Origin of the sequence: Paraburkholderia oxyphila NBRC 105797 (genome assembly GCF_000685075.1) — a bacterium.
GTDB classification, from domain to species: Bacteria; Pseudomonadota; Gammaproteobacteria; order Burkholderiales; family Burkholderiaceae; genus Paraburkholderia; species Paraburkholderia oxyphila.
In genome coordinates this window covers 116,524-136,750 of record NZ_BAYD01000015.1, presented here as the reverse complement: position 1 = coordinate 136,750, position 20,227 = coordinate 116,524, and the positions used below count along the sequence as shown (strand labels likewise).

At 69.1% G+C, this 20,227-nt stretch carries 16 protein-coding genes and 1 riboswitch; of the genes, 5 read left to right on the top strand and 11 right to left on the bottom strand.

Annotated elements, in window-relative coordinates:
* The first annotated feature begins 1 nt into the window (after nt 1).
* A complete protein-coding gene (locus BO1_RS50870) occupies nt 2-955 on the top strand; it encodes a flagellar brake protein (RefSeq protein WP_084687931.1) in 954 nt (317 codons plus the stop codon).
* A 37-nt stretch (nt 956-992) separates the two neighbouring features.
* On the opposite strand, the gene BO1_RS13400 is transcribed toward BO1_RS50870, so the two are convergent.
* The 4 genes from BO1_RS13400 to cobW all read right to left on the bottom strand — a co-directional run bounded on the left by BO1_RS13400 (nt 993) and on the right by cobW (nt 7,684).
* The gene (locus BO1_RS13400; protein ID WP_028218010.1) at nt 993-1,559 is read right to left on the bottom strand and encodes a vWA domain-containing protein; all 567 of its coding nucleotides are present in this window, start codon (nt 1,557-1,559) and stop codon (nt 993-995) included.
* 107 nt (nt 1,560-1,666) lie between these two features.
* Nucleotides 1,667-2,719, bottom strand: a complete 1,053-nt coding sequence (locus BO1_RS13395) for an ATP-binding protein (RefSeq protein WP_043284710.1) — start codon at nt 2,717-2,719, stop codon at nt 1,667-1,669.
* A gap of 2 nt (nt 2,720-2,721) precedes the next feature.
* Nucleotides 2,722-6,516: a cobaltochelatase subunit CobN gene (gene cobN, locus BO1_RS13390; RefSeq protein ID WP_028218001.1), complete on the bottom strand. Its 3,795-nt coding sequence runs from the start codon at nt 6,514-6,516 to the stop codon at nt 2,722-2,724.
* Between the two features lie 67 nt (nt 6,517-6,583).
* A complete protein-coding gene (gene cobW / locus BO1_RS13385; RefSeq protein WP_028218000.1) occupies nt 6,584-7,684 on the bottom strand; it encodes a cobalamin biosynthesis protein CobW in 1,101 nt (366 codons plus the stop codon).
* Between the two features lie 261 nt (nt 7,685-7,945).
* Nucleotides 7,946-8,216, bottom strand: a riboswitch (cobalamin riboswitch).
* Between the two features lie 312 nt (nt 8,217-8,528).
* On the opposite strand from cobW, the gene BO1_RS13380 reads away from it, so the two are divergent.
* From BO1_RS13380 to bluB, 4 genes are all read left to right on the top strand, one after another.
* Nucleotides 8,529-8,954 (top strand): cobalamin biosynthesis protein, encoded by a 426-nt coding sequence (locus BO1_RS13380; protein WP_028217999.1) that lies wholly within the window; start codon nt 8,529-8,531, stop codon nt 8,952-8,954.
* A gap of 123 nt (nt 8,955-9,077) precedes the next feature.
* Nucleotides 9,078-9,680 (top strand): cob(I)yrinic acid a,c-diamide adenosyltransferase, encoded by a 603-nt coding sequence (cobO, locus tag BO1_RS13375; protein WP_028217998.1) that lies wholly within the window; start codon nt 9,078-9,080, stop codon nt 9,678-9,680.
* A gap of 4 nt (nt 9,681-9,684) precedes the next feature.
* Nucleotides 9,685-11,019 carry a cobyrinate a,c-diamide synthase gene (locus tag BO1_RS13370; protein WP_028217997.1) on the top strand — a complete coding sequence of 445 codons (1,335 nt, stop codon included), beginning with the start codon at nt 9,685-9,687 and terminating at the stop codon, nt 11,017-11,019.
* Nucleotides 11,003-11,695 carry a 5,6-dimethylbenzimidazole synthase gene (gene bluB, locus BO1_RS13365; protein WP_028217996.1) on the top strand — a complete coding sequence of 231 codons (693 nt, stop codon included), beginning with the start codon at nt 11,003-11,005 and terminating at the stop codon, nt 11,693-11,695. Before BO1_RS13370 ends, bluB begins: the two co-directional genes overlap by 17 nt.
* Before the next feature lie 41 nt (nt 11,696-11,736).
* On the opposite strand, the gene BO1_RS13360 is transcribed toward bluB, so the two are convergent.
* From BO1_RS13360 to BO1_RS50855, 7 genes are all read right to left on the bottom strand, one after another.
* Nucleotides 11,737-12,111 carry a VOC family protein gene (locus tag BO1_RS13360; RefSeq protein ID WP_028217995.1) on the bottom strand — a complete coding sequence of 125 codons (375 nt, stop codon included), beginning with the start codon at nt 12,109-12,111 and terminating at the stop codon, nt 11,737-11,739.
* 140 nt (nt 12,112-12,251) lie between these two features.
* Entirely contained in the window at nt 12,252-12,878 is a 627-nt protein-coding gene (locus BO1_RS13355) for a DUF4136 domain-containing protein (protein WP_245643784.1), read from the bottom strand.
* A 146-nt stretch (nt 12,879-13,024) separates the two neighbouring features.
* The gene (locus tag BO1_RS13350) at nt 13,025-15,463 is read right to left on the bottom strand and encodes a CHASE2 domain-containing protein (protein ID WP_028217993.1); all 2,439 of its coding nucleotides are present in this window, start codon (nt 15,461-15,463) and stop codon (nt 13,025-13,027) included.
* Between the two features lie 11 nt (nt 15,464-15,474).
* Entirely contained in the window at nt 15,475-16,875 is a 1,401-nt protein-coding gene (locus BO1_RS50865; protein ID WP_043284708.1) for a FecR domain-containing protein, read from the bottom strand.
* Between the two features lie 137 nt (nt 16,876-17,012).
* A complete protein-coding gene (locus BO1_RS13340) occupies nt 17,013-17,711 on the bottom strand; it encodes a response regulator transcription factor (protein WP_028217992.1) in 699 nt (232 codons plus the stop codon).
* A gap of 258 nt (nt 17,712-17,969) precedes the next feature.
* Nucleotides 17,970-18,473, bottom strand: coding sequence for a hypothetical protein (locus tag BO1_RS50860; protein WP_052409445.1), 504 nt, complete (start codon nt 18,471-18,473; stop codon nt 17,970-17,972).
* An 850-nt stretch (nt 18,474-19,323) separates the two neighbouring features.
* The gene (locus tag BO1_RS50855) at nt 19,324-20,172 is read right to left on the bottom strand and encodes an SH3 domain-containing protein (RefSeq protein ID WP_063744681.1); all 849 of its coding nucleotides are present in this window, start codon (nt 20,170-20,172) and stop codon (nt 19,324-19,326) included.
* Nucleotides 20,173-20,227 lie beyond the last annotated feature (55 nt).

The window sequence follows — 20,227 nt, the reverse complement described above, 5'->3', positions numbered from 1 at the left end:
GATGACCGACACTCCCCTCGAAGCCGCCCACGACGCTGCGCCCGGCAAGGCCCCCGACGCCACGCCCGGCGCCGCATTGCTAACGCCCGCGGACATCCCGCTTGGCCAGCCGCTCGAATGGCCCCTCGTGGACCACGACGGCACACTGCTGCTCGAGCGCGGCGCAACGCTGGTGGGCGAGATCGAGCGCGATTTCCTGTTCCGCCATTTCGCCCCACAGTGCGGCGGCCGCGAAACGCCCGATGAGGCACTCGCGCACACCAGGCCGCAGGAGCCGGAAACCACGCCGGGCGTGCGCGACCTGCATCTGACCATTGGCGCATCGATGGGTCTGCGCCCGCAACAAGGCGCAAGCGGCGCGCCCATGCATCCGTGCAAGCTGATCGGCTTTGCGCCGAACGAATCGATCTTCGTGACGCTGCCCTACGCGAAGGGCCGCCCGATCGAGATCACGCCCGGGGAAAACGTGGAAATCGTGGCGATCGCGAGCCAGGCCGTTTATCGCTTCGTCTGCACGATTCACGCGATATACCAGGCGCCGTTCGGCTATCTCGTGGTCTCGAAGCCCGCCAATATACGCCTGCTGCGCGAGCGCAAGTCGATCCGCGTGAACGCGCGCTTTCCGGTGCGCTTTGGCATCGGCGACGAAGGCTATCAGGGCGTCGCGCTTGCGCGCGGCATCAGCGCACTGGGCCTCTCGCTCACGGCGCCCTGGGCGCTCGGTCAGATCGGCGAGCGGCTGCGCATCGCCTTCAGCCTGCGCTCCGGCGATATCGACACGGCCATCGAAACCAGCGCCGTCATTCGCAACGTGCAGCAGGAAGACGGCGCGCCGGGGCAGGCCACGCTCGGCCTCGAACTCGACAGCCTCACGAGCGCCGAGCAGATGGCGATGAAGGTCTACGTGTTCGATCGTCAGGACGACGTGATCTACTGGAGCATCAGTCCGCGCTGATGGCTGCGCGGCACACGTTTGCCGCGCACGCGCACGCTCAGGCAAGCAACGCTTCGGCGTCGAAGCATGCCCCCTGCCACGCCTGCGCGAGCGCGCGGCAACGCCCCACGCGCACGGCCGCGCCTTCGCAGTCGACCACGCTGACGTGGTCCGCATGACGCGGGCGCGCCGGCCATTGCGTGGTGCGGCCGTCGCTGAAGAGCCAGAGATGACGCTCGCGCGCCGGGTCGCGGCGTGCCGCGCTTTCGAGCAGTTGCGCCGCGCGGCGCATGCCGGCTTCGAGCGGTGTGCCGCCCCCACCGCCAATCGGCTCGAGCCAGCGCTCGTTCCACCAGCGCGGCACCGCCGGCCCGAAACGCAGCTCGGCGCGCGCGCCGCCAAAGCAGATCAGCGCCACTTCCACGCGCTCGCTGCGCGCGCGGTCGAACAGCGCGATCAGCAGGCCCTTCGCCAGCGCAAGCTGCCCATGCGCGAGCATCGAGGCCGAGCAATCGAGCACGAAGCAATGGAGCGCACCGGTGCCGGTGCTACGTCGCACAAAACGCAGATGCGCAGCGCTCAGCGCGCCGCCGCGCTTCGCGGCAAGCGTGGGCGGCCAGGCGATGCGCGCGCCCTGCGCCGCGTCGCGGACGACGCGCGCGTGCGCGCCCCCCGGGCCTTCACGCCGCCGTGCACCGCCCTGTACCTGGGCGGCAGCCCTTGCCCGGCGGGTCAGCGTTTTTTTGCGGGCAGTGGGATCACGCCTTTCACTTGCCGCGCCGCAACCGGCTCGGGCGGCAGCTCGCCCCAATCCGGATTTGCTTCGGACTGCAAGTTTTCTGCCGATGTTTCCGGCGATGTCTGTCCCGGTTCGTTTGGCGCGCCACCCTCGCCGCGTTCACTGCTTGATGGCCGCTGATCCGGCATGACGCGGCGCCGATGCGCAAGCACCGCCTCCGCCACCTCGTCGACGTGCTCGGGCGCCACCTTTGCCGCGCCTTCGAACGCAGCCAGCGCGCGCGCCGCGCGCAGCATCACCAGATCGGCGCGCATGCCGTCGACAGCGGCCTGAACGCACAGCCGCGCCGCCCGCTCGTGCACCGCGTCGCTCAGTTCGAGCGCATCAAGCGCGCCTCGCGCGGCGGCAATGCGCTGTGCCAGCTCGCGCTGCGCCGCCTCGTGCGCCGCGCAAAACGCCAGCGGGTCCGCATCGAACGCGAGCCGCGCCTTGACGATGCGCTGCCGCTCGCCCACATCGAAGCTGTTGTTCAGCTCGACCGTCAACCCGAAGCGATCCAATAACTGCGGGCGCAGTTCGCCTTCCTCGGGATTCATCGTCCCCACCAGCACGAAGCGCGCCTCGTGCGTGTGCGAGACGCCGTCGCGCTCGACCGTATTGACGCCGCTCGCGGCGGCGTCGAGCAACGCATCGACGAGCGCGTCGGGCAGCAGGTTCACTTCGTCCACGTAGAGCACGCCGCCATGCGCGCGCGCGAGCAGGCCCGGCGAGAAGCGCACCGCGCTCTCGCGCAGCGCCGCTTCGAGGTCCAGCGTGCCGATCAGCTTCTCTTCACTCGCGCCAAGCGGCAGCGTGACGAACGCGCCATCGGGCAGCAGCGCGGCGAGCGCGCGCGCCGCCGTCGATTTGGCCGTGCCGCGCGGCCCGCTCACGAGCACGCCGCCAATCGCCGGATCGACGGCCGCCAGCAGCAGCGCGCGCTGCAGCGGCGCCTGGCCGACCAGCGCCGTAAAGGGAAATGCGGCACGCACGCGCGCTTCGCTCATGTTCAGGATGCCTCCAGATGCTGCCCGGCTTCGAGCAGGCGGTGTTCGAGTTGCGCGCGATGCTCGCCGGGATGTTGCCACAGGCCGCGCTGCATCGCTTCGACCAGCCGCTCGCAGATCGCGTGCAAGGCGTGCGGGTTGTGGCGCTGCAAGAAGGCGCGCGTGTCGTCGTCGTGCACATAGGCGTCTGCGACCAGCGCATATTGATGGTCGCCCACCACGCGCGCGGTTGCGTCATAGCCGAACAGGTAATCGACGGTGGCCGCCATCTCGGCCGCGCCCTTGTAGCCGTGACGCTTCACGCCTTCGAGCCACTTCGGGTTCACCACGCGCGAGCGGACCACACGCGCAATTTCCTCGTGCAGCGGCCGGATGCGCGGCGCGGCGGGATTGCTGTGATCGGCGTGATAGAGGCTCGGCTGCGCCTGCGAGAAGTGCCGCGCCGCCGCAGCCATGCCGCCCTGGAACTGGTAGTAGTCGTTCGAGTCGAGCAGGTCGTGCTCGCGGTTGTCCTGGTTCTGCAACACGACATCGATGCTGGCAAGGCGCGCGCGGAAGGCGTCGCGCGCCTCGTCGCCGGCGCTCTTCTGTGCATACGCATAGCCGCCCCAGGCCTCGTACGCCTTCGCGAGATCGGCGTCGGTCTGCCATTGGCGATGATCGATCATCGATTGCAGCCCCGCGCCATAGGCACCGGGGCGCGCGCTGAACACGCGCCAGCCCGCGCGGCGGCGCGCTTCGTCCGCGTCCATGCCTTTGGCCACGAGCGCGTCGCGCTCGCGCAGGATGCGCGCGCGCAGCGGATTCAGATGCTCGGGCTCGTCGAGCTCGGCCACGGCCTGCACGGCGGCGTCGAACAGATGCATCACATTGGGAAAGGCGTCGCGAAAGAAGCCCGAGACGCGCAAGGTGACGTCGATGCGCGGACGGTCGAGCGCCTCCACCGGCATGATCTCGAAGTCGATCACGCGCTGGCTGCCCGCCGCCCATTTCGGGCGTGCGCCGATCAGCGCGAGCGCCTGGGCGATGTCGTCGCCGCCCGTGCGCATCGTCGCCGTGCCCCATACGGAAAGACCCACCGCGCGCGGATAGTCACCGTGTTCCTGCAGGTGACGCTCGATGAGTTGCTGCGCCGACTTCATGCCGAGCGACCACGCCGCTTGCGTGGGCACCGCGCGCGTGTCGACCGAATAGAAGTTGCGTCCCGTCGGCAGCACATCCGGGCGACCGCGCGAGGGCGAGCCGCTCGGGCCGGGCGGCACGAAGCGGCCCTCGAGGCCACGGCGGAACTGGCGCAACTCCTCGGGCCCGCAGGCGTCGAGGCGCGGCAGCACGTCGTCGCGCAGGCGCGCGATGACGCGCGCCGCGTGCGGCAACGCTTGCATGGCTTCTTCGAGCGCATCCGGCTTGCCGTCGCAAACGCCGGCGAGCCATGACGCCGCCAGCGCTTCAAGCCGCTCGCGCGTATCGCCCGCATGGCGCCACGGCGCGTCGCTCGCCTGCGCAAGCAGCGCGGGCCGCGGCCCGGTCCATGGCGCGGCCCAGTCGACGCTCGCCGGATCGAGCAGATGCTCGATGCCGAGATCGCGCGCGAGCGCGTCGATCAGCCCCGCGTTCGCGCCCTGCCCGTCGCCGCACGGATAGCGGCCCAGCGCGAGCAGCGTGTCGCGCCGCTGCGTGCCTTGCGGCGAAATGCCGAAGGTGTGCAAGCCATCGCGAATCTGCGCTTCTTTCAACTCGCAAAGATACGCGTCGGCACGCGTCAGGAGTTCGTCCTCGGCCTGCTGATCCTGCGGCGCCGCGACGCTCAACTCCTCGTGCAGGCGATGCTCGATGATCGTCGCGAGTATCGTCTTGCGCAACAGCCTGGCCCGGCGCGGGTCGACCATGATGGCTTCGTAATACTCATCGACCTGGCGTTCGATATCCTGCAATGGGCCGTAGTTCTCCGCGCGCGTGAGTGGCGGCATCAGGTGATCGACGATCACGGCCTGTGCGCGGCGCTTCGCCTGGCTGCCCTCGCCGGGGTCGTTGACGATGAACGGGTACAAATGCGGCAGCGGCCCGAGCACCATGTCGGGCCAGCAGGTCTCGGCAAGCGCCACGCTCTTGCCCGGCAGCCATTCGAGATTGCCGTGCTTGCCGACGTGCGCGATCGCGTCGATGCCGAAGGTGTCACGCAGCCAAAAATAGAACGCGAGATACGCGTGGGGCGGCACGAGCTCGGCATCGTGATAGTTTGCGTAGCTGTCGTCGCCACGCGAGCGCGAGGGCTGGATGCCGACGAATACCTGCCCGCAGCGCCAGCCCGCGATCATGAAACGGCCGCGGCGCATCGTGGGGTCCTGCTCGGGCGTGCCCCAGCGCGCGATGAGCGCGTTCTGCGCTTCGACGGGCAATTGCGCAAAACGCTCGCGGTAGTCGTCGAGCGCGAGGCTCTGCCACGCGGGGCGTAGCGCGCGCGTATCGGGATCGTTGGTCACGCCCTGCGTGAGCGTGTGCATGAGCGCTTCGCCGTCCTCGGGCAGATCGGCGACGCGATAGCCCTCGTCGCGCAGCATGCGCAGTATCCCCACGACCGATGCCGGCGTATCGAGCCCCACGCCGTTGCCGATGCGCCCTTCGCTCATCGGATAGTTCGCGAGCACGAGCGCGAGCTTCTTCTGCGCGTTCGGCAACTGGCGCAGCCTGCACCAGCGCCGCGCGAGTTCCGCGACGAACGCCACGCGCTCCGCATCGGGCTGATAGCGCACCACGTCCACCTGGGTCGCCTTGCAGTGGTACGCGAGGCCCTTGAAGCTGATCGCGCGCGTGATCACGCGGCCATCGACTTCGGGCAGCGCGATATGCATGGCGATGTCGCGCGAATTGAGGCCGTGATTGTCGTTGAGCCAGTCGTCGCGGTTGCCGCCGCTCAGGATCACCTGGAGCACGGGCGCATCGCCCGCGATCGCGAGCGTTTCGGGGTCGTCGAGCGACGAGGCCGCGAACGCCGTGGTGTTGAGCACGAGCGAGACATCGTGCTCGAGCGCGAGGCGGTCGAGCACGTCGCGGCTCAGCGCGTCCTTGAGCGACGTGATGGCGAGCGGCAGCGGATTGATGCCGCGTTCGGCCAGCGCGTCGATGAGCGCATCGAATGCGGCCGTGTTGGCGGCCTGCAAATGCGCCTTGTAGAAGAGGATCGCCACCACGGGCGCGCCCGGCTGCCAGCGCGCGCGCCAGTCGTCGATGGTCGCGATATCGCGCTGCGGGTGATACAGCGCGGCGGCGGGCAGCGCCACGGGCGGCGCGGGCTCGCTGCCCCACTTGAACGCCTGCCACGCGAGCGCGCGCAAAAATCCTTCGGCGTTGGCCGCGCCGCCTTCGCGCAGATAGCGCCACAACAGCCGGCAGAACTCGGGCTCAGCGCGGCTCTTCGCGATCAGGTTTGGATCTTCCTGCAAGTCGCCCGAGAACATTGCGAGCAGTTGCCCGCGTTTTTGCGCGAGCGTGACGACCTGCTCGATGCCGTAAGGCCAGTACGTCTCGCCGCCCAGATGATCGACCACGACCACGCGCGCATGCTGCAGGACATCGTCGACATAAAAGTCCACCGAGGCGGGCTGGCGCAGATACGTGACGTTCGCGAGCCGCACGCTCGGGAAGCCTGCGGGCAGGCGCGGCACGACGCTCGCGAGCAAGGCGAGCGTCGTGTCGGCGGAACTGAGCACGACGATCTCGGCAGGCTGCTGGTCGATGCGGACGACGCCCTGCGTGTCGTCGACGAAGCCGCCCGGCGTGGTGCGCAGCAAATGCATGGCGTTCTCGTGTGCTTCTGGGTATCAGTGAGTCAGTGGACGTGCAGGTTCGAGTGCATACGCACGCTCATTGCGCCGGCGCGGTCTGCACCGAAGCGAGCGCGGCGTCGAACGCGCGTTGCAGCACGGCTGCGTCGAGATCCTCGCCAATCAGCACGAAGCGGCTCGCGAGCGGCTGCGCCGCGCTTTCCTGGGCATTCCAGCGGCGGTCGAAGTAGCTGTCGAAGCGGCGGCCCACGCCTTGAATCACGAGGCGCATCGGTGCGCCCGGCAGCGCGGCGAAGCCCTTCACGCGATAGATCGTGTGGGCGTCCACGAGCTTTTGCAGCGCCTCGATCGCGGCCTCGCGCGAGCTCGTGCTCCCCTGCACCACGACCGAATCGAAGTCGTCGTGATGATGGTCGGGATCGTCGGCGGAACCGTGATGGTCGTGGCGCAGATGAATGCTCTCCTCCGAAGCCGCTTCGAGGCCGAGCAGCGTGTGCAGATCGAGCTGGCCATGCTGGGCCCGCACGATCTTCACTTGCGGCGGCAGCTCCTCGCGCAGGTCTTCGATGAGCGCTTCCTGCGCTGCGGCGTCGATGAGATCGGTCTTGTTGAGGATGACGAGGTCGGCCGCCGAGAGCTGATCTTCGAACAGCTCGTGCAGCGGTGACTCATGATCGAGATTCGGATCGGCCTTGCGCTGCGCATCGACGGCCTGCGGGTTCTCCGCGAACTGGCCGCTCGCGGCGGCGGGACCGTCGACCACGGTCACGACCGCGTCGACAGTGAACGCATTGCGGATCGACGGCCAGTTGAAGGCCTGCACGAGCGGCTTGGGCAGCGCGAGGCCCGAGGTCTCGATCAGCACGTGGTCGATCTCGCCGCGGCGCTCGAGCAGTTGCTCCATGACCGGAAAGAACTCTTCCTGCACGGTGCAGCACAGGCAGCCGTTGGCGAGCTCGTAGAGCGCGCCGGCCTTTTCGTTGCCGTTCTCGTCGCAGCCGATGCCGCAACCGCGCAGGATCTCGCCGTCGATGCCGAGCTCGCCGAACTCGTTGACGATCACGGCGACGCGCAGGCCGCCCGCGTGCTGGAGGATGTGCCGCAGCAGCGTGGTCTTGCCGCTGCCGAGAAAGCCCGTGACGATGGTGACGGGGATCTTGCGCATGTGCTGCGTTTGCATGAAGTGCTCCTTCGGCTCGCGGCCGCAGGTGGGATGCGCCGCGTAACGCTCGCGCACACGTCCTTGCCTGGCGCCGTCACATACGGTGCGGCCTGCACCGCGCGCCTGCTGGCCCACACAAGGCGCACCGGCAGCAAGGCTGCGCGAAGGCGAAGCGTGGCGTGCCGCGAGGCTTGCACAACGGTGAAACGCAAAGACGCGCGACGAGCAATGCCCGGCTGACGCATGGAAATCATGGACCCGGCGCCGCAACCCCGCAGCGCGCGTCCCTCGTATCTGGCCGGTATCCGGACTGACGAAGCGCCGCTCCACCTTCCCGCGCGGCAGGCCTTGCGGCCCGCCTGCGCAGTGGCATCACACATGCCATGCATGCTTTGAAGCGGCTTGCATCGACCTTGCGGCCGATGCGCTCGTTGTACCGTTGCGGGTGCAGTTCAGGTTGGCCATGCCCGTGGCGGGATGGCTCCCTGATTCCCGTTTAACTGCGTGCAGAACGTACGCGCACGCGGGCACCAGAGTGCGTGCGAGTTTAGGCGCGGGCCGCACGCGCGTCAACCGGCGAGTGCGCTGCACGAGCCGCGCGGCGGCCGCTCGCGAGGCCCATGCAAGCCCTTCGCAGAGCCCATTGCGCGCGCTCCGGTTTTACCCTTGGCGCGCCACAGCCCGTGCGCGAAGGCCGGAATGCGTGTGCTATCGTATGCGCGCATCCGGAGCGCATCGCATGCCCGCCGTGGCGGCCACGCCAGGCAACGCGTCCCGCTCCGCGCACGCCACGCCCTCGAACTCGCGCATTCCCGTGAACCGCTCCCTGCCTGCCGACACCTTGCCCACCGCCCCCGCATCAGTGCACAATCCAGCGCCGCTCGCGCTGGGCCTCGGCTGCCGCAGCGGCGTGACGCTCGCGCAGGTGGAGGCGGCCGTGGATGCGGCGCTCGGCGCCTGGCCGCTCGCACGCGTGAAGGCCGTGGCCACGCTCGATGCGAAAGCCACGGAAGCCGCCCTGCTCGCGTTCTGCGCGAGGCATGCGCTGCCGTTGCAGGCTTTCGCGCGCGAAAGCGTGAACGCCATGGGCGTGCAGTCCGGAGCAAGCGTGGCGGCAAGTGCGCGCTTTGGCGTGGAGGGCGTATGCGAGCCGTGCGCACGGCTCGCCGCACGAGGCGGCCCGCTCGTGCGCGGCAAGCTCGCGCTCGACGGCGTGACCGTCGCGATCGCGGCTTTCGCCGAAGCGTCACAGGCAGACACCCAAACCGGCGCACGAGCCCCCGCATAAATCGGACACGCTGCAGGCGCGCACAGTCACGCACCACGGCGCGCCGCAATCTAAACAACATTCCCGGCCCGAATCGCAAGAAGAACCGCGACGAAGGCCCCAACCCAGGACACACCCGCGACGATGAAAACCGATCCCGAATCGCACCAACGCATGACCGAGCGCCGCCGCGAAGGCCACGAAAAGAAGCAGGCCGCCGCGACGCACGAAAAGGGCCTGCTCATCGTCAACACCGGCAACGGCAAGGGCAAGAGCACGGCGGCGTTCGGCATGGCCGTGCGCGTGCTGGGCCATGGCATGAAGCTCGGCGTGGTGCAGTTCATCAAGGGCGCGCTGCATACGTCCGAGCGCGATTTCCTCGGCAGCATCGCGCACTGCGACTTCGTCACGATGGGCGACGGCTACACCTGGAACACGCAGAATCGCGACGCCGACATCGCCACGGCGCGCAAGGGCTGGGACGCCGCGAAGCGCATGATCGAGAGCGGCGAATACGGCATGGTGATCCTCGACGAGCTCAACACGGTGCTCAAGTACGAGTACCTGCCGCTCGACGAAGTGCTCGGCGTGCTCACCGCGCGCGGCGCCATGCAGCACGTCGTGGTCACGGGCCGTCACGCACCCGATGCGCTGATCGAGGCCGCCGACCTCGTCACCGAAATGCGGCTCGTGAAGCATCCGTATCGCGAGCAAGGCGTGAAGGCACAAAAGGGCGTGGAGTTCTGACGCGATGGCAGCGATCGCAGCAACGGCAGCCGCGCTCGCCTGCCCCGCGCTCTTCATCAGCGCGCCGGCATCGGGCCAGGGAAAGACCACGCTGACCGCCGGCCTCGCGCGCCTGCACCGGCGCATGGGACGGCGCGTGCGCGTATTCAAGACCGGCCCGGACTTTCTCGATCCGATGATCCTCGAGCGCGCGAGCGGCGCCCCCGTGATGTCGCTCGACTTGTGGATGGTGGGCGAAGCGGGCTGCCGCGCATTGCTCGCGCAAGCGGCAGCGCAAGCGGATCTCATCCTGATCGAAGGCGTGATGGGCCTCTTCGACGGCACGCCCAGCAGCGCCGATCTCGCCGCGAAGTTCGGCGTGCCGGTGGCCGCCGCGATCGGCGCGAATTCGATGGCGCAGACCTTTGGTGCGATTGCGTTCGGGCTCGCGCGCTATCGCGCCGACGTGCCGTTTCATGGCGTGCTCGCCAACCGCGTAGGCTCGCCGCGTCACGCGCAAATGTTGCAGGAAGGGCTGCCCGCCGATATCCGCTGGCTCGGGCACGTCGCGAGCGACGCGGCGTTCTCGCTGCCCGACCGGCATCTCGGCCTGCACCAGGCCAGCGAGATCGACGATCTCGATGCGCGCATCGAACGCGCCGCCGACGCCCTCGCGCAAACCGCGCTCGCGCAATTGCCGCCAGCGGTCGAGTTTCAGGCGTGCGAGGCGGATGCCCTCGCGAGCGTGCCTCGCCTGCTCGACGGCATGCACATCGCCATCGCGCGCGATGCCGCGTTCTCGTTCATCTACCCGGCGAATCTCGCGCTGCTCGAAGCGCTGGGTGCGTGCGTGAGCTTTTTCTCGCCGCTTGCCGACGAACCCGCGCCCACGTCGGCGGATGCCATCTACCTGCCCGGCGGCTATCCCGAGCTCCACGCGGCAACGCTCGCGCGCAACGCGCGCAGCGCAGACTCGTTGCGCGCGCATGCAATTGCCGGGCGCTCGCTCGTGGCCGAATGCGGCGGCATGCTGTATCTGCTCGATGCGCTCACCAGCGTCGACGGCACGCGCACGCCCATGCTCGGCCTCCTGCCGGGCGAGGCCGTCATGCAAAAGCGCTTTGCCGCGCTCGGCATGCAGCGGCTCGACGGCACGCACGGCATGCTCACCGGCCACACGTTCCACTATTCGCGCGTGAGCACGCCGCTCGCGCCTGCGCTGCGCGCACGCCATGCGCAAACGGGCGCGGACGGCGAGCCGCTGTATCGGCACGGCTCGATCGTCGCGACCTACATGCACGCCTATTGGCCTTCCAACCCGGCCTTCACGGCCGCACTCTTCCATGGCACAGCCTTTTGACGAAGCCGAGCGCGCGGCGGTCTACCGCGCGATCTACGAACGGCGCGACATGCGGCACTTCACGCCTGGCCCTGTCGATGCCGCGGTGATGGCGCGCCTGCTCGACGCCGCCCATCACGCGCCGAGCGTGGGCTATATGCAGCCGTGGCGCATCGTGCGCATCACCGACGCCGCATTGCGCGAGCAGTTGCACGAGGCCGTCGAGCGCGAGCGCCTCGCCACCGCCGACGCGCTCGGCAAGCGCCGCGACGAGTTCATGAAGCTCAAGGTGGAAGGCATGCGCGAATGCGGCGAGTTGCTCGTCGTCGCGCTGATGGACCGCCGCGAGACGCACATCTTCGGCCGCCGCACCTTGCCGGAGATGGACCTCGCCTCGGTGGCCTGCGCGATCCAGAACATGTGGCTCGCGGCGCGCGCCGAAGGGCTCGGCATGGGCTGGGTGTCGATCTTCGACGTGGATGAGGTGCGCACGCTGCTGCGGATGCCGGCCGGCGCGAAGCCCGTGGCGATCCTCTGCGTGGGCCATGTCGCCGAGTTCTATCCGAAACCGATGCTCGAGATCGAGCATTGGGCAGAGCGCCGGGCACTCGGCGAATGCGTGTACGACAATCGTTGGCCGGACGTGCAGGCCGAAGACGCGCCGCAAGGCGAGAACGCGGGCACGGCTGACCACTAGCCCGGCATGCCTGACCAGGCCATGCCGGGAACACATCGAGGTCAGGCGCCGAAAGTGACCGCCTCGATATTGTTGCCGTCCGGGTCGATGAGAAAGGCGCCGTAGTAGTCGGGACTGTAGTCGAGCCGCAGGCCCGGTGCGCCGTTATCCACGCCGCCTGCCTCGATCCCCGCAGCGTAGAAGCGGTCGACCTCGGCGCGACTCGCGGCAGCGAACGCCACGTGCGCGCCGCGCGGCTTGTCGGTGTTGCTGGCCGCCACGGTGTGGAGCCAGAATTTCGGTGTGCCAGGTTTGCCGATGCCGACGTCGTCGCCATAGCGCACGCAGACGCCATAACCGAGCGGCGCCAGCGCCGCCTCGTAAAACCGCAAGCTGCGTGCAAGATCCTGCACGCGCAGACCCACGTGGTCGTACATGTCTGTCTCCCGTCCCATGCAAAGGGCGTCGCCTGCGGGCAACCATTGCCGCAGCACGTGGAAATCAGCTTAGTCCACAACCCCGGCCCCGGCCTGGGGAAAATTGCCCCCGTCCGCGCGTGGCCGAGCCGGCCAACGCGTCATTGCGCGAGCGGCGTCACGGAGATCACGTCGGGCATCGCGGGCGTGGCGGACGTGCCGGCAGCGGGCGCCGCCTCCTTCAGCTTCACGCGCCATTGCGGCGCGCCCGCATACGGCAGCCGTGCGAGCGCGCCGGCGACCAGATACGGGAGGGCCTGCTGCGCGTCGGCGTTGCGGTCGCGTTTTTCCGCGCTCACCTTGTAGGCTTCGTGGCCGTCCGGCAGCGCGAAGAAGCGCAACGTGAGCGTATGCACATAGCGCTGGCCGAACCACGGAAACGCCGGCCCTTCGGACGGCACGCAGCCGCCCGCGCAATTGGCCGCGTTACCCGTGGCAACGGTGACGTCGGCGGGCCGTGAAGCCCACGATGCGGAAACGAGGTAGCGCGCCTTCCCGGACGTGTCTTCCTGGAAGCCGCGCTGAGCGAGGCCGGCGCCCAGCAGCCGCTCGTAAGGCAGCGGCTCTGCAGAGTCGGCCTGCGCGGGCGTGCGCGCGAGCTGATACGTCGCGGCCGCCGCGTCGGTCGCGCTCAGGTCGCCGCTGGCCCGCACGTCGGCGCTCGCGCCTGCACAGCCGGCGAGCGCACCCAGCATCGACAAGGTGCAGATCGTCATCAGGACTTTCACGGGGAACTCCATCGGAATCATTGCCAGCCACGACTGGCGCCATTTGACAGGATCGGACAGGGATCAAACAGGATCAAGCGGAGTCCAGCGCCGGCCGGGGCGCATCGACGCGCCGCGAAGTGGCGGCGCGCACGCCAACGGCGCCCTCAGGCCGCGGCATCGAGCGCCGGCAGCGACATCGTCACCGTCGTGCCCTGGTCCGGCGCGCTCTCCACATGGATCTCGCCGCCGTGACGCGTCACGACCGTCTTCACGAACGCCATGCCGAGCCCCGCGCCGCTCACCTCGGGCCGCTGGCCCGCATGAAAGCGGCGGAACGGCTGGAACAGCCTGGCTTGATCTTCGAGCGGAATGCCATAGCCCTCGTCGCGAATCGAGCAGATCACGCGCGGCGTCAGGCCATCCGCGACTGCGATACTACAGACAATTCTTGTTTCTGGTGGGCTGTATTTCACTGCGTTGTTCAGAATATTGACCAGCGCGCGCGTCATGAGCGAGCGGTCGGCGTTGATCCACCCCATCTGCTCGCCCTCGAAGGCGGTCTCGATCTGGATGTGCTTGGCGCTCGCCTGCGGCCAGACTTCGTCGCTGGCGTCGATGGCAAGCTCCGTGAGGCTGGTCGGCTCCAGCGCGTACACCTGCGATTCCGCGCGTGCGAGCTGCACGAAGTCGTCGGCGAGCGTGAGCGAGCGGCGCGCGTAGCGTTCGATGCGGTCCATCACCTCGCGCACCGGAGCGGCTTCGAGGGTGCCGCGCTCGCGCTCGGTCTCGACGAGCGCCACGATCGAAGCCTGCGGCGAGCGCATGTCGTGCGACAGCAGGCGCAGCGCGTGCTCGCGCTGGCGCTCGGCATCGTGCAGCGCGGTCACGTCGACGAGGCCCGCGATCCAGCCCACCGCCTGCCCCTGCGCGTTCGTGCAGCTCGCGTAGCGCAGCAGATAATCGCTGCCGTCGCGTGCGCGCACTTCCACGCCGCGCTCCATGAGCTGCGCGTACTCGCCGCGCCCGGGATCGAGCGGCGCGGGCCAATGCGCGGAAGCGAACGCCAGCGTCTCGGGATTCGGGTCGATCGGCTTGACGAGCGCGAGATCGCCGAACACCTCCTGCATCGCGCGGCCCTCGGCGGCGCTCACGTTCAGGTGTGCGAAATAGGCGCGCGCCGCATGGTTGGCGATCAGCACCACGCCGCGCAGGTCGGCCACGACAAGCGGCTCCGGCACGGAGTCGAGGCTGTCCCACACGAAGCGCCGCATGTCCTGCAGGCGCTGCGCGGCCTGCGCCATCAGCGCCATCTGCTGGGCCAGCACGTCGCCGCCGAACTCGCGCGGCGGCGTGGGCGCCTCGGGCAGCAGGTAAGGCTCGTCGGCGAGCTGGCGCAGCTCCTTGCGCAGATACGCCATCGTCATTTCGAGGCGCCGCCAGCTCCAGAGCGGATAGACGAGCCCGAGCGCGACGATCGCGGGCACCGGCGCGAGCCAGATCCGCGCGTAATAGAGCAGCGCGGCGCTACCGGCCAGCGAAAGGAACGCGAGCAGCGGCAGCAGGAGCAGCGTGCGCAGCGGCGAGAGCACGAGAAAGCCGGCCAGCAGCAGCGCGAGCGGCACCAGCGAGGCGAGCACCACCGTGAGCTGCGAGGCCGGCTCGATGGCCGTGCCCGCCAGCAGCGTATCGAGCACGAGCGCGTGAATGTAGACGCCGGGCATCGGCCCGAGCGTGCCCGAGAGCGGCGTGGCGAAACGGTCGAACAGGCCCGAGGCCGTCACGCCCACCAGCGCCACGCGACCCCGCAGCAGATCGGGCGGCAGATGCCCTTCGAGCACTTGTGCGAACGACACCTTGCGATAAGTCTGCGTATTGGAGCCGAACGGCAGCAGGAAACGCGCTTCGCTATCGGGGCCGCCCGCGTGCATGAGCTTCGCGTCGGCGGCAGCGGCCGCGGCGCTGCTCGCGCCGGCGAGATCGGGCAGCGCGATCTTGCCTTCGCGCACCGCGCGCCAGAGCGGCACCATCAACTGCGGCCAGCGCTGCCGCGCATCGCCTTCGAACATCGCGACGCTGCGCACGATGCCGTCACCGTCGACTTCGAGGTTGATGTGGCCGAGACCCGCGGCGGCCTGGGCCAGCGGCGCGACGGGCTCCACGACCTCGCGGCGGCCGTAGTCGGCCTCGTTGGCGGGCGAAAGCAGCACCGGCAAATACGAGGAACGCTCGCGCAGGGCCTCGCCAAAACGCGTGTCGTCGGGCGAGGGCTCGGTGAAGAGCACGTCGTAGACCACCGCCGCCACGCCCGCCTTCGCGAGCCGATCGACGAGCTGCGCGTGCAGGCTGCGCGGCCACGGCCAGCGGCCCAGCGCGGCAACGCTCGCATTGTCGATCTCGACGATCACGATGTCGGGCGAGACCGGCCGCTCGCGCGCGGCGAGGAAGCGGTCGTAGACCAGATGATCGGCGCTGAGCGTCCACTGCCACACCACGCTCAACAGGACGACGGCGATGCCCGCGCACGCGACGCCCAGCCACTCGAACAGAAAGCGCCGCCCGACCGGGCGGCCGAGGCGGGAGCGGGGGCGCGCGCTCACGCTCATGCGCCGAAGCCTCACCAGTCGAGACGGAACGACTGTACGGGGCTCGCCTTCTGGAAGTAGCGGCCCCCTTCGAACTGCTCGGCAATCACCGTCCAGTAGTAGACGCCCTTGGGCAGATCGCTGACGACGGCCTCGCCGTCCGTGATGTCGGTGCGGTCCACGAGCGGCGCGCGCAGGTCCGACGAGGTGGCCAGCACGAAGCGAAAACGCGTGCTGCCGGCGCGGCGCTGATCGACGAACCAGCGGAATGCATAGTCGCGCGTGCCCTCGACGCGCCCGGCCGAGGCGCCCAGCGAAACACGCCGGCGCTGGAACGCATAGGTCGACGGCATGCCTTCGAGGCCGTTCTCGTCGATGGCGGAAAAGCGCGCGAAATACGTGCCGTCCTCGAGCGCGCCCACCTCGATATGCGGCCCGTCCGAGCGCGCATCGCCGATCAGATCGAGCAGGCCCGCGTCGCGGCCGACCTGCACGCGATAGCTGTGCGCCCCCGTCATCGGTGCAAGATCGAATGCGACGGTCTCGTCGTCCTGGACCTTCGCAGGATTGCGCAGATCGGGCGCGTCGAGCAGCGCGACCGGCCCGCCCACCGCGCCGCCTGCCAGCGTGAGGCTGCCGTGGCGCGCCGCGACCAGCTGCGTGGATGCGGCCAGCGGCGTGCCCGGCGCGGGGGCGACCGACGCGGCGGGGCCGTGCGGTGCCGCGTCCACGCCCACCGCGCCTTCGAGCACTTCGACGGCCGTCGAGCCCTTGTCGCCGTCGTAATTCACGCGAAAGCTCGTGCCGCGCACGCCGGCCACCACCGAAGGCGAGCGGATCTGAAAGCGGTCGTCCTTGCGGGTGGCGTGCGTGACCTCGGTGTTCACCTGGCCGCTATGCAGGTTGACCACGCGGTCGGTCGCGCCGGTGAGCGCGGTCTGGCGCAGCGTGGCGAGATCGAGCGAGGCGCCCGGCGGGATGACGAGATGCGAGCCGTCGGCCAGCTCGAGTGTGGCGAAGCCGTTCTGGCCGGTCTGCACGCGATCGCCTTCGACGAGCGTTCCGCCGACGACGAGCGGCAGCAACGGCCCATTGCCGAACGCATGGCCCGCGGGTCCCGACGTGGCGATCACGCGTGCGCTCAGGTGATCCTGGCGCAGCAACGCGACCGGCACGCGCAGCGAGGTGCCCGGCTGCAGGCGGCGCGGCGCGCTCACGCGGTTGATGCGCGCGAGCCGGGTCCAGTCGGCGGGATTGCGCAGATAGCGCGTGGCGATGTCGTAGAGCGAGTCGCCCGGACGCGTGACGTAAATCGCCATTTCGGCCGCCGGGAGATGCGGCTTGCGGGCTTCGGCGCGGCCCGCGGCGGGCAGCAGGCCCAATGCCAGCGCACAGGCAACTGCACTGGCAAGCGGTGCACGCGCGCGCGGCATGCGCGGGAGGGTTGCCGGGCCAGCGTGACAAGCGGGGCCGGGCCAGGACAGCGCAACGGCAAGCGTCACGCGCCCAGGTGCGGCCGGCCGCGCCTGAGCCGGCCGCGCCTGAGCCGGCCGCGCCGAATAAGCACCACTCACGCCGCGTCCCCCTCGATCCGTTCGAGGCGATAGCCGTAGCCGTAGATCGGCGTGAGACGATAGCCGTTCTCCGGGCGCAGGCCGAGCTTCGAGCGCAGCATGGAGACGTGCGTGTCCATGGTACGCGACGGAATGTCGTCGGACTGCTTCCAGATCACGTCGAGGATGTGCGCGCGCGAGAGCGGCCGGCTCAGATGCTGGAACAGCAGCAGCGCAAGCTCGAACTCCTTTTGCGTGAGCGCCACCTGCTTGCCGCTGACCGATGCCTGACGCGATTTCAGATCGAACTCGTACTCGCCGAAGACTTCCTTTTGCGACGGCGCGTGCAGCTGATAGGCACGGCGCAGCAGCGAACCCACGCGCGCGAGCAGGACCGGCGCGGAGACCGGCTTGACCACGTAGTCGTCGGCGCCGCTGTTGAGCATCAGCGCGATGTCGACTTCGCGGCTGCGGCTCGTCATGAAGAGGACGGGCAAGCGCGTGGACAGGCTTTGGCGGACCCAGTGCAGGACCTCGTCGCCGGCCATGTCAGGCACGTTCCAGTCGAGCACGAGCAAGTCGAACGTCTGCCGCCGGAGCTGCTTGACGAGCTCGCCTCCCTTGGCGAACGCGTGACAGACGTGGCCAGCCGCCATCAGCGTCTGGCAGACGAAATCGGTCTGCGCCGGATCGTCATCGAGTACGGCAATTCTCATAGTGTCCTGCACCCAGTGTCGTTATTCATCTTCCCGGGATGGGCCGGCTCTGCAACGCCCGGCCTCCATCCCCAATCCCATGCCACGCGGCCCCTGCCGCACAACCAGGGCGCCACTCTCGCCGCGTCTTGAAATGAATGGGAGCACGCTACGCAACAATGCGCCTGAAGAGATCGGGAACCAGTTTTCGCACATGGTAGTCGAAAACGCCCCCGACCGACCGTAGCCCGACCGAAACCGCCCCCGCGCGGCCGGACCTCATCCGCCGCGGCGGGGCTGCAAGTCGGCCGCTGCGCCATTCATGTCAGTCGTGATCACCGCACCCAAGTCCGCTACCGTGCCGTCCGCTTGCATTGCGTCGCCGGCCGCCGCCGGGTCGGCCTCGCGCCGCGCGTCATGCGCCGCTGGCTCGACCACAGGCTCGCCGGCCAGCAAGGCGGCCAGTTGAGCGCGTACATGCTCCCACGCGGCGTGCGCGTAATCGGGCTGAACCGCGGCGCGCGCCTGGGCGAACACGAAGGTACGCATGACTGTCGACGAGCACTGCGTCAGCCTATCCGAGCGGCCGAAGCGTGACTGGCGCAACGCCTCGCTCAGCCACGGCAGTTCGGCTTCGCACGAATCCGCATAGGCTTCCATGGCCGCGCGCGCGTGCCGATCGCGGGCGAGATCGAGTTCGATGCGCTCGAGATCGCGGCTGCGGCCCGAGCCGTTCACCCGTGAGCCAGGCGGAAACCGCATGCTGCCGAAACGAAAAAACATGAACTCCCTCGTGTAGCAGACAAGCTCCAGATCCGCCGGACTTGCAGCGTGCGCGCCCGGCGGCGCAGCCCTGCTTGCGCGCGAAAAGCGCATGCATGAAGGCGTAGCCCAAGCCTCGTCGCACCAACGACAGGCTCTGGTATGAAAAACGAGTGGCGATAGCCGCGGGCTACGCATCGCGTGGTCTCCGGCGTCCCTCCCCCCCGGACTCGGGCCGCCGGCGCAGGCGCCGCCGAGCCGGCGCGTCACGCGCAGGCGGGCATCACCGCCCGACACCCGCCCGCAGACCGCTGCCGATCTCACACCATGGCGTTTCCCGCTGCCATCGCCACTCCCCGTACTTCCAGGCGCTGTTTGTCAGCGTTATCCGGCGGACTCGAGTCCGCTCTGACTTCCCCACTAACGGTGCGTCGCCATGCCCCGACTGCACCGGCCCCCGTAGCCCAATTTCGTTGCCCGGCGTGCATGTGCCGCACGCCACGTTCGATGCGGTCCAACCATCGACAGGCCGCGACAACCTATTGTCGCTGCAAGCTCGCAAAGGTACTGTCAGGGATTGTTAAATTCGTCGGATGCGGCAGGCCCTCGCCGGATTTAGCCGATCGAGGACTTGCGCCGGGCGTGAGCACTTCAGCCGCGGGCGGCTAGCGGCCACCCGGAATACGTGCGCCACGCCAGCCGGGATGGACTCGGATATATGAAACGCAATCCTAATTAACTAGCCGCCAGGGAGGAAAACTGGCCTTGCTCGCATGAACAAGGCGTAGCCGCACGCCGCTTCCCCTGAAAAGGCAGAAGCGGGAGGACGCCCGTTGCGGGCGTCCCCGGCGTTACACGGAGGCGTCGCGCCTCAGTTCTGCTGCCGCTGGTCGCCGTGGCCTCCGCCCTGGCCGGACGAATGGCCGCCTTGTGGCGACGCCTCGGGGCGGCCGTGCTCGGCAGGCGCCTGTGGCGGGCGCCCTCCGCCAGGCGGCGGGCCGGGCGGCCGATTGTACGCGGGCGCGCCTTGCGGTGCGGGCGGCCGGCCCATATTGGGTTGCGGCATGGGCGGACGCTGCACTTCCGCGGGTGGGCGCGGCATCTCGGCCGGGGGATGCTGCATCTGGGCGGGCGGGCCGCCGTTCACGGGCGGGCGGCCAGGCGGCGGAGCGCCGTTGATCGGCGGACGTGGGCCGCCCATCTGTGGCGGCGGTGGCCGTCCCGGCGCTCCCGGCGGGCCGCCCTGATAGCGTGGCGGCTCCGGCGGACGGCCGCGGCCCGGCGGCGGGACGTGCTCCCAACGATCGCGGTCGCCGTACCAGGGCCGATCGCGATAGAAGCTACCCCAGTACGCGCCGACGGCAAACGTGACGATCGGCAGGCCGATGGCCGCGCCATAGCCGGTCAGCGGCACGTAGTCGCCTTGATACGGGTACACGAGATAGCCCGCATAGATCCAGCCACGCAGGCCGGGGAGCGCGACGTCACACCAGGAGTAGTCGCTCACGCAGCCCATCACCTCGACCGGCACGTTGGGACCGAGCTCGCTCACGACCGGATAGGCGTCGGACGGCCCGGCAAACAGATCGACCGGCTCGCTCGTGTAAGCCTCGGTTTGCGCGTTGGCGCCGGATGCCGCGAACGCCATCCCCGCAGCCACGCAGACCGTCGCGATCGGCAGGGCCAGCCTGCGTGGCGGCTTCGTTTGTCGGTTAGTCATGCTCCCCTCTTTTGTTCTGTGATCATGGAGAAGCATCCAGCATATTCCATTCCTG

Coding starts and splice junctions, on each gene's coding strand:
- BO1_RS13350 (WP_028217993.1), bottom strand. CDS start 15,463: ATGAGCGTGAGCGCGCGCCCCCGCTCCCGCCTCGGCCGCCCGGTCGGG.
- BO1_RS13360 (WP_028217995.1), bottom strand. CDS start 12,111: ATGTACGACCACGTGGGTCTGCGCGTGCAGGATCTTGCACGCAGCTTG.
- BO1_RS50865 (WP_043284708.1), bottom strand. CDS start 16,875: ATGCCGCGCGCGCGTGCACCGCTTGCCAGTGCAGTTGCCTGTGCGCTG.
- BO1_RS13370 (WP_028217997.1), top strand. CDS start 9,685: ATGGCAGCGATCGCAGCAACGGCAGCCGCGCTCGCCTGCCCCGCGCTC.
- BO1_RS13395 (WP_043284710.1), bottom strand. CDS start 2,719: ATGAGCGAAGCGCGCGTGCGTGCCGCATTTCCCTTTACGGCGCTGGTC.
- bluB (WP_028217996.1), top strand. CDS start 11,003: ATGGCACAGCCTTTTGACGAAGCCGAGCGCGCGGCGGTCTACCGCGCG.
- BO1_RS50860 (WP_052409445.1), bottom strand. CDS start 18,473: ATGTTTTTTCGTTTCGGCAGCATGCGGTTTCCGCCTGGCTCACGGGTG.
- BO1_RS50855 (WP_063744681.1), bottom strand. CDS start 20,172: ATGACTAACCGACAAACGAAGCCGCCACGCAGGCTGGCCCTGCCGATC.
- cobW (WP_028218000.1), bottom strand. CDS start 7,684: ATGCAAACGCAGCACATGCGCAAGATCCCCGTCACCATCGTCACGGGC.
- BO1_RS50870 (WP_084687931.1), top strand. CDS start 2: ATGACCGACACTCCCCTCGAAGCCGCCCACGACGCTGCGCCCGGCAAG.
- cobN (WP_028218001.1), bottom strand. CDS start 6,516: ATGCATTTGCTGCGCACCACGCCGGGCGGCTTCGTCGACGACACGCAG.
- BO1_RS13340 (WP_028217992.1), bottom strand. CDS start 17,711: ATGAGAATTGCCGTACTCGATGACGATCCGGCGCAGACCGATTTCGTC.
- cobO (WP_028217998.1), top strand. CDS start 9,078: ATGAAAACCGATCCCGAATCGCACCAACGCATGACCGAGCGCCGCCGC.